The following is a 14,641-nucleotide window of genomic DNA, read 5'->3' on the forward strand; positions in this document are numbered from 1 at the left end:
GTGCGGTACAGACTAGGTTTTGAAGCCCCAAAACAGAAAAAGCCACTCTTCAGTGGCTTTTTAATTACATAGGCTGTTACGCCCTATAAGCGAGAATTACGCCTGTGGACGCATTGCCGGGAACAAGATCACGTCACGGATTGTGTGCGTGTTTGTAAATAGCATTGCTAGACGGTCGATACCGATACCTTGACCCGCTGTTGGCGGTAGGCCGTGCTCTAGTGCAGTAATGTAGTCTGCATCGTAGTACATCGCTTCGTCATCACCCGCGTCTTTCGCGTTAACTTGCGCTTTGAAACGCTCGTCTTGGTCTTGTGCATCGTTAAGCTCAGAGAAACCATTCGCAACTTCACGGCCACCGATGAAGAACTCAAAACGGTCTGTGAAGAACGGGTTGTCATCGCTACGACGAGCTAGAGGAGAGATGTCCGCTGGGTAGCCAGTGATGAACGTTGGTTGAATTAGCTGAGGCTCAGCCGTTTCACCAAAGATCTCTTCTAGAAGCTGACCACATGTCCAGAACGTTTCTACGTCTACGTGTACAGATTTTGCGATAGCAACCATCTTTTCACGGTCTTGTAGGTCTGCTTCTGTTAGCGCTTGAATCTCAGCGTGCTCAGGGTTGTAGTGTTTGATTGCATCGAACATGCTCATGCGAGCGTAAGTGCCACCGAACTCAACCGTTTCGTCACCGTAAGGCATAGAAGTAGAACCAAGAACGTCCATTGCTGCCGTGCTTAGCATCTCTTCTGTCAGATCCATAAGGTCTTTGTAGTCAGAGTACGCTTGGTAGAATTCCATCATTGTGAATTCTGGGTTGTGACGTGGAGATAGACCTTCGTTACGGAAGTTACGGTTGATCTCGAATACACGGTCAAAACCACCCACCACTAGACGCTTAAGGTAAAGCTCTGGTGCAACACGTAGGTACATGTCGATGTCTAGTGCATTGTGATGAGTGATGAACGGACGTGCAGTTGCGCCACCCGGGATCACGTGCATCATTGGCGTTTCAACTTCTAGGTAGCCTTTCGCGCTCATGAAGTTACGGATTGAAGATACAAGCTTAGAACGCACGATGAATGCATTACGAGAATCTTCGTTCACGATTAGGTCAACGTAACGCTGACGGTAACGCATCTCTTGGTCAGTTAGACCGTGGAACTTCTCTGGTAGAGGACGAAGTGCTTTAGTCAGCAATTCAAACTCTTCCATGTTCACGTAAAGGTCGCCTTTACCTGATTTGTGAAGCGCACCTTTAACACCGATGATGTCACCGATATCTAGGCCTTGGTACTTCTCTTTCAGTACTTTTTGAACGTCTTTCGCTGCGTATGCTTGGATACGACCAGAAGTTTCTTGAATCGCAAGGAATGGACCACGCTTCGCCATAACACGACCAGCGATCGCAACGATGTGGTTAAGCTCTTCTAGCTCTTCCTTAGTCTTCTCACCGAATTCCGCTTGAAGATCGCCAGCTAGGTGCTCACGACGGAAGTCATTTGGGTGACCGTTAGCTTTGCAGTTTTGGCGGATGTGATCCAGCTTGCTGCGGCGCTCAGCGATTAGTTTGTTCTCTTCAGGTGAAGAAGCTTCTTGTGCGTTTTCGTTTTGAACAGCATCAGTCATTAGAGATGTACCCTGCTTTTAAAATTTGGACCGCTATATTTTTGCAAATATAGGCATTTTTACCAATATTATTGGTAAAGCTTAATAGTTGATAAAGCTTACAGACCTGATTTCAGGCTAGCTTCAATAAACTTGTCTAAGTCACCGTCAAGAACCGCTTGAGTATTACGGTTTTCGATGCCGGTGCGTAAATCTTTGATACGAGAATCATCCAGCACGTAAGAGCGGATTTGACTGCCCCAACCGATGTCTGATTTCGTCTCTTCGCTCGCTTGTTTTTCAGCATTTTGTTTTTGAATCTCAAGTTCAAAAAGCTTAGCACGTAGCTGCTTCATCGCTTGATCTTTGTTCTTATGCTGCGAACGGTCATTCTGACACTGAACCACAGTGTTAGTCGGAACGTGAGTAATACGTACCGCTGATTCCGTGGTGTTTACGTGCTGACCACCAGCGCCAGAGGCACGGTATACGTCAATACGTAGGTCAGAAGGATTAATGTCGATCGTAATGTTGTCATCAATCTCAGGATAGATAAACGCAGATGCAAATGAAGTATGACGACGACCACTTGAATCAAATGGTGACTTACGAACTAGACGGTGAACACCAGTCTCTGTGCGTAACCAACCGTAAGCATACTCACCAGAAATACGTACCGTTGCGCCTTTAAGGCCAGCAACATCGCCATCCGACACTTCGATAACTTCAGTCTTGAAGCCTTTCGAATCTGCCCAACGTAAGTACATGCGCAACATCATTGAAGTCCAGTCTTGAGCTTCTGTACCGCCCGAACCTGACTGTAAATCGATGTAGCAATCTGATGCATCGTGATCACCAGAGAACATACGACGGAATTCCAGCTTCTCTAGCTTAGCTTCAAGCTCGGCCAGTTCTGGTTCAATTTCATCGAACGTTTCTTGATCTTCTTCTTCAACCGCAAGCTCTAATAGGCCATCAACATCCTCAACACCTTGGTCAAGTTGGTCGATCGTTTCTACTACCGCTTCCAATGCAGAACGTTCTTTACCTAGCGCTTGAGCACGCTCAGGTTCGTTCCATACATCCGGTTGTTCTAATTCTGCGTTTACTTCTTCTAGACGCTCTTTCTTAGCGTCATAGTCAAAGATACCCCCTCAGGATATTTGTGCGCTCAGACACATCCTGCAGACGGTTTTTTATAGGATTGATTTCAAACATTTTAGCTCATCATTTATGAGTAGAATTTAACCGAAGAATTGTACTCAAAAGTGTGACGGAGATACAGAATTTTTTAGAGTGGTGAACCAAGATTCAACAACTTAATGGGATATAAAATTGACAGGCATAAAAAACACGTAAATTTTGTAAGGGCAGGAAGGAAAACAAGCCCTGTTTTTGAACAGAGCTTGTTGAATTTGGCACTATATGATGAGCATTATTGAGCCCAAAATCACTATTTGGCTTCGATATGATCAATCATCAGCTGCAACGATTGGTTGCCGCGAAATTCGTTGATATCGAGCTTAAATGCAAGATGAACGGTTTTTACTGATGCATCAGGCCAGCGACGTAGGTCGACGTTAAAGGCAATACCGTCAATCATCACATTGGTTGGGTGGCCTTTGTAGAGCGGCTCAAGCATCAGCTTAAGGTGCTTTTCACCCACCAGCTTTTGGTGCAGCACTTTAAACTCACCATCGAAGATTGGCTCAGGGAAAGCTTGTCCCCACGGGCCACCTGAACGCAGCGTTTCAGCGGTGTGCATCGAGAACTCTTCTGGTAACAGCTCACCATCAGACAAGATAATGCCCTTCAGTGCTGTTTCTCCAAGTTCATTCTTCACCACATCATTGAACAGCTTGCTGAAGCGTTCAAAGTCCTTTTCCATGATGGTTAAACCAGCCGCCATTGCGTGGCCACCAAATTTAAGAATCAAGCCAGGGTTTTGAGTATCAATTCGGTCCAATGCATCACGCATGTGCAGACCAGGAATTGAACGACATGAACCTTTGATACTGCCTTCGCCGCCATCTGCAAACGCAATCACTGGGCGGTGGTATTTGTCTTTGATACGCGAAGCCAAAATACCAATCACACCTTGGTGCCAATCACGTTGGAATAGTGCCAAGCCAGAAGGTAGGTCGTCTTTACCAAATTCAAGGCGCTCACAAAAAGCCATCGCTTCTTGCTTCATACCCTCTTCGATCTCTTTACGTGTTTGGTTCAAGCCATCTAACTCACTCGCCATTCGACGAGCCGCATGGATGTTGTTACTCATTAGCAGCTCAACACCAAAAGACATGTCGTCTAATCGACCAGCTGCATTGATACGAGGACCAAGAGCAAAGCCAAAGTCAGACGCCACCAAACGCTTAGCGTCTCGCTTAGCAATTTCGATCAAGGCTTGAATGCCCGGACGAGCTTTACCCGCACGAATACGTTGCAAACCTTGATGAACTAAAATTCGGTTGTTTTCATCGAGTGGAACCACGTCGGCAACCGTACCCAGCGCCACAAGGTCAATCAGTTCCATCAACTTAGGTTCTGTCATGCCGCGCTCTGCAAACCAACCCAATTTACGCATGTGAACACACAATGCCATCATCAGGTAAAAAGCGACACCAACCCCCGCTAGGGCTTTCGAAGGAAAAGCACAACTTTCAAGGTTTGGGTTAACCATAGCATCGACCATTGGCAGTTCATTGCCCGGCAAGTGATGATCGGTAACCAGAACCTCTAGCCCTTTCTCTTTAGCAAAGCGAACACCTTCAATTGAAGATACACCGTTGTCGACCGTCATGATCACTTCAGCACCAAGCTCGATTGCCTGTTCAACAACCTCAGGGCTCAAGCCATAACCATCTTCAAAACGGTTTGGTACCAGATAGTCGACGTTAGAGCTGCCGAGCATACGTAACGCTAAAACAGACAGCGCCGAGCTGGTCGCGCCATCGGCATCAAAGTCACCAACAATGATGATGCGTTTTTGCTGCTGAATAGCTTTGAACAACAGCTCAACCGCAGCATCAATGCCGCCCAGTTTTTGATAAGAGTGCAAGCCTTTCGCTGCTGTCTCTAGTTGGTCGGCACTGTCGATTCCACGACTCACATAAATGCGCTTTAACAAGTCAGGTAAGTGAGCAGGTAAGACTGAAATGTCGACCTCAGGACGGCGTTGGATCTCTATCATATAAAAATGGGCCCGATATCAATCAGGCCACTCCTTAAATCAAAAACATGGGGGATAAATTGGCAATACAGAAAACGAGATTATTGCTCTAAACGTTGAAGAAGTTGTGCTGGCGGTAAGTAACCACTCACCAACTCACCACTTGCTAGCACGATAGCCGGTGTGCCATTGATGCCAAGCTCACGACCTAATTGGTACTGTTTAGAAATGATCTGCTTTTGCTCTGCTAGATCTTTACCAGACGCTGGCATTTGACGATTTACTTTAGCGTCATGCATCGCTGTTTTTGGATCATCTGAAGCCCAGATTGCTGCCATTTGATCGGCAACTTGCCCTGTCGCACCTTGGCGTGGGTAAGCCATGTAACGAACGGTAATACCCAGATCGTTGTAGCCCTGCATTTGGCTGTGCAGACGAACACAGTAGCCACACGTAATGTCAGTAAATACCGTCACAACATACTTTTCGTTATCGGCTTTGTATTCAATAACCGTATCCGACATCGCCGCGACTTTTTCAGCATTCAGCGGAGCTTGACGCTCAGCCAAAACATCACTGAACTTTCCGTTTTCATCCAAAGAGTAAAGAGTGCCGGCTAGAAAGTGATCGCCCTCTGGAGAAGAAAAGATAATGCCGCTGTTGGTTTGAACTTCTAAAAGACCATCGATATCCGAAGGCACAATCTTATCGACCTTAATACCGATTTTTTCAAAACGCTTAGTTAACGCAGCTGTATCAATAGCTTGAGCTGGAGCAGCTTCTACGGCTGTTGATGTTGTTTCTACTTTCGCTTCTGATGCATTACATGCAGTAATCATAAGAGGAAGCGCTAGTAGAGGAAGACGGCGTAATACGCTCATTAAGTTCACCTTAAAAATAAATGGATTTAAGCACGTGGGTGATGCTGCGCGTGAATTTGCTTCAGCCTTTCAGTCGCCACGTGAGTATAAATTTGGGTTGTCGATAAGTCACTATGCCCAAGTAACATCTGTACGACCCTGAGATCTGCGCCATAGTTCAGTAAATGCGTCGCAAAAGCGTGTCTCAATACGTGTGGTGACAACAGCTCTGTATCGATCCCAGCGACGACCGAGTAGTGCTTAATACGATACCAGAACGTCTGACGGGTCATTTGCTTGGCGCGTTTACTCGGAAAAACCACATCAGAACTGTTTTCGCCAAGTAGATGTGGACGACCTTGTTCAATAAAAGTCTCTATCCAATCCACCGCATTTTCGCCCATTGGTACTAAGCGCTCTTTGCCACCCTTACCAATAACACGCACCACGCCCTGTCTTAGGCTGATGTTTTCCATCGTCAAGCTAACCAGTTCTGTCACACGCAAACCGGTTGCATAGAGTAACTCAAGCATCGCCTTATCGCGAAGCTCAATCGGATCGTTCGGATCTGGCGCATCGAGCAAAGCATCAACCTGCTCTTCGCTCAAATCTTTCGGCAAGCGTTGCGGCAGCTTCGGGCTGATCAACAAGGCACTTGGATCATCGCCTCTGATTTTCTCGCGGTGCAAATATTGGAACAAGCGACGAATCGCCGACAACATACGGGCACGAGAGGTCTGCTTAAAATCGGCGTCGGCTAACCAGCCTTGATAATCCTGTAAACCTGAAAGGCTAATGAAGTCGAGGCGGTAATTGTTCTTTTCCATCCACGCTAATAACTTGGACAAATCGGTACGGTACGAGACAAGCGTATTCTCCGATAATCCTCGCTCCATCCACATAGCATCTAAAAACTGCTCAACGAGACCGTGGTCTGCGCTCTGCCCTTGAGGCGACTGCATAGTGTTACTCACAATATTGGAAACTGTTTTGAGAGTATGCCAGAGCAAATATGAATGCCATAAAAATTACGACTTGAGCGGATAATCGCTGCAATCGAAGTCGATTTATGGTTAGAATTCGCCATCTGAAATTAAAATCGAACGTTTGCTATGAAAATTGGATTATTTTACGGCTCAACCACCTGCTACACAGAAATGGCAGCAGAGAAAATTCGCGGCATTATTGGTGAAGACCTAGTTGATATCCATAACGTGAAAGAAAGCCCTCTTTCATTGATGGCGGACTACGACCTTTTATTGCTGGGCATCTCGACTTGGGACTTCGGTGAAATCCAAGAAGATTGGAATGAACTGTGGGAAGACATCGCAACCACGCCTATGAAAGGCAAGGTTGTGGCTCTGTTTGGTTTGGGTGACCAAGAAGGCTACGGCGAATGGTTCCTAGATGCGATGGGTCTATTGCATGATGAACTGAAAACCGCGGGTGCAGAGTTTGTTGGCTTCTGGCCAAACGATGACAGCTACGAGTTCGAAGCGTCTAAAGCGTTAACCGAAGACAAATCTCAATTCGTTGGTTTGGCGCTTGATGAAGATTCACAATACGAGCTAAGCGACGACCGTATCGCAAGCTGGGTTGAGCAAGTACTGGTTGAGTACAGCGAAAAGCTATAACCAAACAGAAGTACTCCCGGCTAAGTAGCTAACCAAGTAACTAGCTGGATATAAAAAGACCACAGAATACAAAAAGGCCTCATTACTGCGAAGTAATGAGGCCTTTTCTATTTCATCTCGAAGGACAATCTAATCTCAACGGAAGATTAAACAGTCTCTTCAGCCATCTCTTGTTCTGTTGACTTGCCAACAAAGAACATACAGATGATTGCAGCCGTTGTTGGAAGCAACCAACCCATACCGATCTCAAACAGTGGCAGCATCTTAAGTGCAGACACGTCTACACCCGCTACTTTAGCGCCATCAATAAGAGCAAACAGCAGTGACACTAATACCACTACGCGGTAAGCCGCTTTTGGATTAGGGAAACGGCTACGTAAGAATGTCAGAGCAACCAACGCGATAGCGACTGGGTACAGTGCAAACAGTACTGGAACAGACAGAGAAATCAGTTGAGAAAGACCAACGTTCGCAACGGTTGCACAAGCTACACCATTGATGATTACCCAAGTCTTGTAAGACAGAGGCGTTAGCGAGCTGAAGTAATCAGAACATGCTGACACAAGGCCAATCGCCGTAGTTAGACATGCTAATAGTACGATCACAGAAAGCACTAGCTGACCAGAAGGACCAAACAACGATTGAACGTATAGGCTTAAAATAGCACCGCCATTGTCTGCACCAGCTGCGACTGTTGCACTTGTTGCGCCTAGGAAAAATAGAGAGATGTAAACAAACGCCAGACCCGCTGCGGCAATACAACCCGCGCTAATTAGGTACTTAGTCGTCGCTGCACGGTCAGTAATGCCCTTGCTACGAATCGCATCAACAATCAGCATACCAAACATCAAAGAAGCAAAAGTATCCATGGTGTTGTAGCCTTCAAGGAAACCTTTGGTTAGTGGTTGAGTGATGTACTCACCGTGAGCCGCAAGAATATCGCCTTGAGGGTTAACGAATACAGCAATCGCCAGCACAACCAAACCAACGAACAGTGCAGGTGTTAGCACCTTACCAATGACGTCAATAAGCTTACCTTGCGACCATGAGAAGAACATCGCTACTGCAAAAAATGCAATCGAAAAGAGAGTTAGGTGAGCTTGAGAGGCATCGATGAAGAACGGTTTCACCGCCATCTCATAGGCAACAAGGCCAGTACGCGGTGCAGCAAATGCAGGACCGATAATGATAAAGATCAGTACAGCCATGATGGTTGCTGCTTTCTTAGGAAGATCTTTAGTTAAGTGACCCCAAGAGCCACCAGCCACTGCGACCGCGACGATAGTGATTAACGGCAGACCAACGGCAGTCAGCAGAAAACCAGACATCGCTGGAAGGAAGTGATCACCGGCTAATTGGCCAGCTAGAGGTGGGAAGATGATGTTACCCGCACCCAAGAAAAACGCAAAAAGCATAAAGCCCAATGCCATTATATCTGTTAGTTTTAGACTCTGTTTCACAGATAATCCTTAATTATATTTATGAATTTATGTTGTGCTTACATGAATGTTACAGCTCAAAGCTGCCAATCAATCTATAAAATAGTCGCGCATAATGACGAAACAACTGGCTAGCTGCAAGTCACCACACAAAAACACCATATAAATTTGCATATGAGAACAAAAAGCAGTGGATTCCACTAGCTATAGAAAAATAGCCACAATTATAAACTAACCATAATGCACAACAATATTCTTCCAAGCAGAACATTGATTCATACAAGCGGTTAACATTAGAGCTAATCACTTAAAATATCTCGATACTCAGAACATTAATGAAAGACAAAACAGTGCAAACTAAAAGCTTTAATTTTAAGCAATTCTCAATTTACGGCGGGAAAAGCGGTATGCCAGTCAGTACCGATGGCGTATTACTTGGCGCTTGGGTAAGCCTGCCACAAAGATCATGTGTACTCGATATTGGAACCGGGACAGGTCTGCTGGCTTTGATGGCTGCGCAGCGTTTTGAAGATGCTTCAATCTCTGCGATAGATATTGATCAACACGCTATTGATGCTGCCACTGTCAATATTGAGCAGTCGCCTTGGCAAAATCGTATCTCCCTTGATCACGGCAGCGTGTTAACAACCGACTTTCCACAAAGGTTTGATGCGATCATCTGTAACCCGCCCTACTTCAACTCTGGAGAACAGGCGCAGCAAAGCCAAAGAGCCACCGCCAGGCACACCGACAGCTTGGATCATTTAGCGCTTGCCCAGCGTTGTTTCGAGATAACAACCGACGCCGCGACTGCCAGTTTCATCCTACCGACGCCTGAGGGGGAAGGTTTTATCAAGCTTGCCGAGCAATGTGGTTGGTATCTAGCAAAACACCTTGATGTAAAAACAACAGATAAAAAGCCAGCTAGCCGAATTTTATTCGAGTTATCTAAAGATCCTGCTTGCGAGCAAGATTTGCAGCGCGAATCGCTTACAATTCACCATCAAGGTGGTTATAGCGAAGCATTTATTGCGCTCACTAAAGATTTTTATCTCAAGATGTAGCAAATACCATGTGATCCTAATCACTAATGCTTCTATAATGTCCGACTACTCTTTTTTATCGTCTGCTTTTTGAGGCAGAAACATTTATTGCTTGTGGAGAAACAACAGTGATCAGAACCTTTGCAGAACTCGATCTAAACCAAGAGCTGCTTAAAGCAATTGACGAAATGGGCTACGAACGTCCAACACAGATACAAGCTGAAGCAATCCCACAAGCGTTAGATGGAAGAGACGTTTTGGCTTCTGCGCCAACAGGTACTGGTAAAACAGCATCATTTGTATTGCCAGCACTGCAATACCTACTGGATTTCCCACGTAAGAAATCTGGCCCTGCACGTATGCTTATCCTGACGCCAACGCGTGAGCTAGCAATGCAGATCACCGAACAAGCACGTGAGCTTGCTAAATACACCAGCCTAAATATCTTCACGATCACGGGCGGTGTGATGTACCAAGAGCACGCAGATATCTTAAGTACCACTCAAGATATCGTAGTAGCAACACCTGGCCGTTTGATGGAATACATTGAAGGCGAGCGTTTTGACTGTCGTGCGATTGAATGGCTGGTTCTAGATGAAGCCGACCGCATGCTAGACATGGGCTTTGGTCCTGTTGTTGACCGTCTGTCTGCAGAGTGTCGCTGGCGTAAACAAACTTTACTGTTCTCAGCAACGCTAGAAGGTAAAGGCATTGAAGGCTTCACTGAAGATCTACTGAAAAACCCAGCGGAGATCGATGCGAAATCATCACTTCGTGAGCGTAAGAAGATCACTCAGTGGTACCACCGTGCAGACACAGCAGAGCACAAGCTGAACATCCTAAAGCACGTCATCACAGAGCAAGCTGAGCGCAGCATCGTATTCTTGAAGACGCGTGATCGTCTAGGTGATCTACGAGCTCAACTTGAAAGCGCGCAAATTCCATGTGCGTGGATCCAAGGTGAAATGCCTCAAGATCGTCGTAACAACGCGATTGCTCGTTTCCGTGACGGCTCTGTAAACGTACTACTAGCGACTGACGTTGCTGCTCGTGGTATCGACCTTCCAGACGTAAGCCACGTAATCAACTACGACATGCCACGTACTGCTGACGTATACCTACACCGTATTGGCCGTACTGCTCGTGCTGGTAAAAAAGGTAACGCGGTTTCTATCATTGAAGCGCACGATCAACTAATGATTGAGCGTGTGGCTCGTTACACAGACGAACCAATCAAAGAACGCTTTATTGAAGGCATGCGCCCTACGCATAAGAAAGCGGCCGTGACTAAGAAGAAGAAGCCGAAGAAAGAAGATAAGAAAGCGGTAGAGAAACAAAAAATCGCGAAGAAGAAAAAAATCGCGAAGAAAAAGAAAGCAGCAAAGAAGAAGTAATCTACCAGCTTCAACGATTCAATAAAAAAGCCCCATGCAGTTCGCTGCATGGGGCTTTTCTCTATCTGGCCTGTCTCGGTCTCTAATATTAACTACAGGCTAAAACCGAGAGCTACTCGTTAGCCAAGGACTACTAGTTTTGCTCTTCGCGCTTAAAGACAAGCTCTTTCGCGTTCGACTCTTCTTCAACGAAGTAGTAGCCCGCCGTATCAAACTGGGTCAGCGCCTCAACCGAGTCGATCTTGTTCTCGATGATGTAGCGAGCCATCATGCCACGCGCTTTCTTCGCGTAGAAACTGATCACCTTGTACTGACCGTTCTTGCAGTCTTTGAATACAGGGGTAATCACTTGGCCATCCAAGTTCTTCGGCTTCACGGCTTTAAAGTATTCGTTCGACGCTAGATTGATCAACACATTGTCGCCTTGAGCATTCAACGCTTCATTGAGCTTGTCTGTGATGATGTTGCCCCAGAACTGGTACAAGTTAGTACCACGAGCATTGGCTAAGCGTGTACCCATCTCTAGGCGGTATGGCTGCATCAAATCCAACGGCTTAAGCAAGCCATATAACCCAGAAAGCATGCGCAGGTGGTCTTGTGCGTAGTCAAAATCTTCATCCGATAGCGTTTCAGCGTCTAGGCCAGTGTATACATCGCCTTTAAAGGCTAGGATTGCTTGGCGTGCGTTGTCTTGGGTAAAGGTCTCGCTCCACTGCTCAAAGCGCGCTACGTTCAACCCTGCGATTTTATCGCTGACTTTCATCAGTGCAGAAATATCTACTGGCGTCAGTTTGCGGCACTCTTCAATCAGCTCAGCAGAGTGTTCAACAAACTCAGGCTGACTAAAGCGTTCCGTCGCTAATGGTGATTCGTAATCAAGTGTTTTGGCTGGAGAAACGACAACTAACATAACTTTACCCTAATCGGTTATCTAACTGGATGCTGCTAGAGTATAGAAAAAACATCAACTTGTCTTTATGACTGTTCCTATTACTTCGATAGGGAGAATGAGCTTCGATAGACAGAATGAGACAAATGACAGGCAAACAAAAAGGCTAAGGTCGAAACCTTAGCCTTTCTAATCACTTTAGGATGAGCCGTTTATCGCTCCAACAAGATTACTTCTTGTTGTTGTCCCAAATACCGTCTTCCAGCTGAGACTTAAGCTCTGGGAAGTCATTCGAATCGAATGTTGGTACTTTACCCGCGTCTAGTTGGCGGTTGTAGTCTTTCGCTAGCTTAATCACGATACCTGATAGCAGGATAATCGCCACCAAGTTAACAATCGCCATTAGGCCCATCGATACGTCAGCCAGTGCCCATACCGTTGGTAACGTCGCTAGAGAACCGAACATAACCATACCCAGAACAACGATACGGAACAGCACTAGGCCCTTCTTGTTGTTGTGCTCAAGGAAGATAAGGTTCGTTTCAGCGTACGAGTAGTTTGCAATGATTGAAGTGAAAGCGAAGAAGAAAATCGCTACCGCTACAAAAATGCCGCCCCATTCGCCCACTTGTGCTGTTAGTGCACGTTGCGTTAGTTCGATACCCGTTACTTCACCGTGTGGTACATACTCACCAGACATCAGGATGATTGCGACTGTTGCTGAACAGATAACAATGGTATCCATGAACACGCCTAGCATTTGCACGTAACCTTGTGATGCTGGGTGCGGTGGGTAAGGCGTAGCAGAAGCTGCTGCGTTTGGCGCAGAACCCATACCCGCTTCGTTCGAGAACAAACCACGTTTGATGCCGTTAATCATCGCTTGTGCGATTGCGTAACCTAGGCCACCCGCTGCTGCTTCTTGCAGACCGAATGCACTCTTGAAGATAAGAGCCAGTACTTCAGGTACTTTCTCGATGTTCGCGAACATCACGTACATAGCGATCGCTAGGTAAGCCAATGCCATGATTGGAACGATGATTTCTGCTGTGCGTGCAATCTTACGGATACCACCGAAGATAACGAACGCAGAGATGATTACGATACCAACACCAACGTAGCTACGCTCAAGGTCGAATGCCGTATTCATTGCGCTTGCAATCGCGTTCGCTTGAACCGCGTTGAATACAAGACCAAATGCAATGATGAGGAAGATAGAGAATAGAACCCCCATCCAACGCATGCCTAGGCCTTTCTCCATGTAGTATGCAGGGCCGCCGCGGTAGTTACCGTCGTTATCACGCGTTTTGTATAGCTGTGCCAGTGTGCTTTCTGCAAACGATGTTGCCATACCTAGCATTGCGATTAGCCACATCCAGAAGATAGCACCAGGGCCACCAGCGGTTAGTGCTACAGCAACACCTGCCATGTTACCCGTACCTACACGAGCAGCGAGACTAGTACAAAGAGCTTGGAAAGAAGAGATACCAGCACTGTCTGCTTTACGGCTGTTTCTAAGAACAGAGAACATGTGGCCGAAATGGCGGAATTGAATGAAGCCTAGTCGTACAGTGAAGTAGATACCCACACCAACCAGTAAGTAAACTAAGATAGATCCCCAAAGGAGATCGTTCATCAAATTGATTAAGTCTGTCACGTGAACCTCGTAATTGAGTTTAAGCACCGATCATGCTTCCTAGCCTTCCTCTTAATCGCCTATGCCTCTGTCAATGTTGTGTCGGCACTCTTGTTATATTCTTGCGGCGATTGAGACTGTAAATGTCGCTTCATGCATCCATTTTACGTATCAGTGTATTTTTTGACGGGCGGATAATGCAGCGAGACGGCCTAAAAATCAATATGCAAATACACTTATATTAAAATGACATTTCACTAATAACACACCTTTTGTTAACACAACTTTGAACAATGCAGCCCAATAAAAGTCACATTATCGGGACATAATATCAACAACAGCCACGGCACTACCCCAACAAGAACACCATCCTATAAAAATGACGTCAGCCTAGGTTTTACAAGGTATAGTGAAGATCTTCGTTTTTTTCTAGGCCAATGAGATCCCTATACCGCACGGTACCATGTGCACTTCAATGCATTGTAGTCAAAACGCTATTCCATTCGCACAATGAATTAACATTCAATAACCCCCAATTTAATCGTTTACTTAGGTTTGTTTGCCTGTTTTTTATACATAATAATTCTCACAATGTGTGAGCATGCATAAGAAAATAGAACAAAAGCTTCATGGATTTGAAACAAATGAGAAACAAATCAAAGTTATTGTGAACCTAAATATGATATTTATTGGTTCGTAAGAACTAGTCCCACGGAAGGAGATATGGCTTATGGATAGCTTTCAATTCGATGAAGTATCAGAACTAGAAATGCCTCGTGTAACTCAAAAATCACGCTCGAAACCACTCAAGCGTAAGTGGCGTGAAATCGAAGCCATCAACGATCGTAGGCAGCTTGAGAAAGAGCTGAGAGAGATGAACCTAGGTCTTGATTTTAGCCTTGACGATATAAAACTTTAATCAGCACGATAAGAAATCAGATAGCAAAAGGCACCTATATAGGTGCCTTT

Annotated in this window: 12 protein-coding genes; 4 read left to right on the top strand and 8 right to left on the bottom strand. The window is 45.8% G+C overall.

Going from position 1 to position 14,641, the window contains the following annotated elements; genetic code table 11:
- Positions 1-96: 96 nt before the first annotated feature.
- The 5 genes from lysS to xerD form a co-directional block, all read right to left on the bottom strand.
- Positions 97-1,629 (bottom strand): lysine--tRNA ligase, encoded by a 1,533-nt coding sequence (gene lysS / locus AB6D93_RS12925; protein ID WP_017059330.1) that lies wholly within the window; start codon positions 1,627-1,629, stop codon positions 97-99.
- 98 nt (positions 1,630-1,727) lie between these two features.
- A protein-coding gene (gene prfB, locus AB6D93_RS12930) for a peptide chain release factor 2 (protein ID WP_100208942.1) occupies positions 1,728-2,826 on the bottom strand; the annotation gives its coding sequence in 2 pieces (ribosomal slippage) (positions 1,728-2,750 and positions 2,752-2,826; 1,098 coding nt in all).
- 235 nt (positions 2,827-3,061) lie between these two features.
- Positions 3,062-4,798 (bottom strand): single-stranded-DNA-specific exonuclease RecJ, encoded by a 1,737-nt coding sequence (recJ, locus tag AB6D93_RS12935; RefSeq protein WP_017059329.1) that lies wholly within the window; start codon positions 4,796-4,798, stop codon positions 3,062-3,064.
- Between the two features lie 80 nt (positions 4,799-4,878).
- Positions 4,879-5,658, bottom strand: coding sequence for a thioredoxin fold domain-containing protein (locus AB6D93_RS12940; protein WP_017067617.1), 780 nt, complete (start codon positions 5,656-5,658; stop codon positions 4,879-4,881).
- Positions 5,659-5,684: 26 nt separating this feature from the next.
- The gene (gene xerD / locus AB6D93_RS12945; RefSeq protein WP_017059327.1) at positions 5,685-6,599 is read right to left on the bottom strand and encodes a site-specific tyrosine recombinase XerD; all 915 of its coding nucleotides are present in this window, start codon (positions 6,597-6,599) and stop codon (positions 5,685-5,687) included.
- Positions 6,600-6,749: 150 nt separating this feature from the next.
- On the opposite strand from xerD, the gene fldB reads away from it, so the two are divergent.
- Positions 6,750-7,271 (top strand): flavodoxin FldB, encoded by a 522-nt coding sequence (gene fldB, locus AB6D93_RS12950; protein WP_017062875.1) that lies wholly within the window; start codon positions 6,750-6,752, stop codon positions 7,269-7,271.
- 146 nt (positions 7,272-7,417) lie between these two features.
- Here the strand turns inward: fldB and brnQ are convergent, their stop codons facing one another.
- A complete protein-coding gene (gene brnQ / locus AB6D93_RS12955) occupies positions 7,418-8,731 on the bottom strand; it encodes a branched-chain amino acid transport system II carrier protein (RefSeq protein WP_017059325.1) in 1,314 nt (437 codons plus the stop codon).
- Positions 8,732-9,045: 314 nt separating this feature from the next.
- Between brnQ and AB6D93_RS12960 the strand changes: the two genes are divergently transcribed.
- Together AB6D93_RS12960 and srmB are read left to right on the top strand one after the other, a co-directional pair.
- Positions 9,046-9,774: a tRNA1(Val) (adenine(37)-N6)-methyltransferase gene (locus tag AB6D93_RS12960; RefSeq protein WP_102332781.1), complete on the top strand. Its 729-nt coding sequence runs from the start codon at positions 9,046-9,048 to the stop codon at positions 9,772-9,774.
- 107 nt (positions 9,775-9,881) lie between these two features.
- A complete protein-coding gene (srmB, locus tag AB6D93_RS12965; protein WP_017059323.1) occupies positions 9,882-11,147 on the top strand; it encodes an ATP-dependent RNA helicase SrmB in 1,266 nt (421 codons plus the stop codon).
- A gap of 133 nt (positions 11,148-11,280) precedes the next feature.
- Here srmB and yaaA read toward each other — a convergent pair whose 3' ends face one another.
- Together yaaA and AB6D93_RS12975 are read right to left on the bottom strand one after the other, a co-directional pair.
- Positions 11,281-12,057, bottom strand: a complete 777-nt coding sequence (gene yaaA, locus AB6D93_RS12970) for a peroxide stress protein YaaA (RefSeq protein ID WP_017059322.1) — start codon at positions 12,055-12,057, stop codon at positions 11,281-11,283.
- 208 nt (positions 12,058-12,265) lie between these two features.
- Positions 12,266-13,693 (bottom strand): sodium:alanine symporter family protein, encoded by a 1,428-nt coding sequence (locus AB6D93_RS12975; RefSeq protein ID WP_032545312.1) that lies wholly within the window; start codon positions 13,691-13,693, stop codon positions 12,266-12,268.
- A 709-nt stretch (positions 13,694-14,402) separates the two neighbouring features.
- On the opposite strand from AB6D93_RS12975, the gene AB6D93_RS12980 reads away from it, so the two are divergent.
- Complete coding sequence (locus AB6D93_RS12980) at positions 14,403-14,591, top strand: DUF3545 family protein (protein WP_017059319.1); 189 nt, start codon at positions 14,403-14,405, stop codon at positions 14,589-14,591.
- The last annotated feature ends 50 nt before the right edge of the window (positions 14,592-14,641 follow it).

The organism is Vibrio sp. 10N.247.310.23, from assembly GCF_041467155.1.
Lineage (GTDB): Bacteria > Pseudomonadota > Gammaproteobacteria > Enterobacterales > Vibrionaceae > Vibrio > Vibrio crassostreae_C.

What these genes read in the sequence shown, in the direction of transcription:
- lysS (WP_017059330.1), bottom strand. Translation starts at nt 1,629, where the DNA reads ATGACTGATGCTGTTCAAAACGAAAACGCACAAGAAGCTTCTTCACCT.
- recJ (WP_017059329.1), bottom strand. Translation starts at nt 4,798, where the DNA reads ATGATAGAGATCCAACGCCGTCCTGAGGTCGACATTTCAGTCTTACCT.
- AB6D93_RS12940 (WP_017067617.1), bottom strand. Translation starts at nt 5,658, where the DNA reads ATGAGCGTATTACGCCGTCTTCCTCTACTAGCGCTTCCTCTTATGATT.
- xerD (WP_017059327.1), bottom strand. Translation starts at nt 6,599, where the DNA reads ATGCAGTCGCCTCAAGGGCAGAGCGCAGACCACGGTCTCGTTGAGCAG.
- fldB (WP_017062875.1), top strand. Translation starts at nt 6,750, where the DNA reads ATGAAAATTGGATTATTTTACGGCTCAACCACCTGCTACACAGAAATG.
- AB6D93_RS12960 (WP_102332781.1), top strand. Translation starts at nt 9,046, where the DNA reads ATGAAAGACAAAACAGTGCAAACTAAAAGCTTTAATTTTAAGCAATTC.
- yaaA (WP_017059322.1), bottom strand. Translation starts at nt 12,057, where the DNA reads ATGTTAGTTGTCGTTTCTCCAGCCAAAACACTTGATTACGAATCACCA.
- AB6D93_RS12980 (WP_017059319.1), top strand. Translation starts at nt 14,403, where the DNA reads ATGGATAGCTTTCAATTCGATGAAGTATCAGAACTAGAAATGCCTCGT.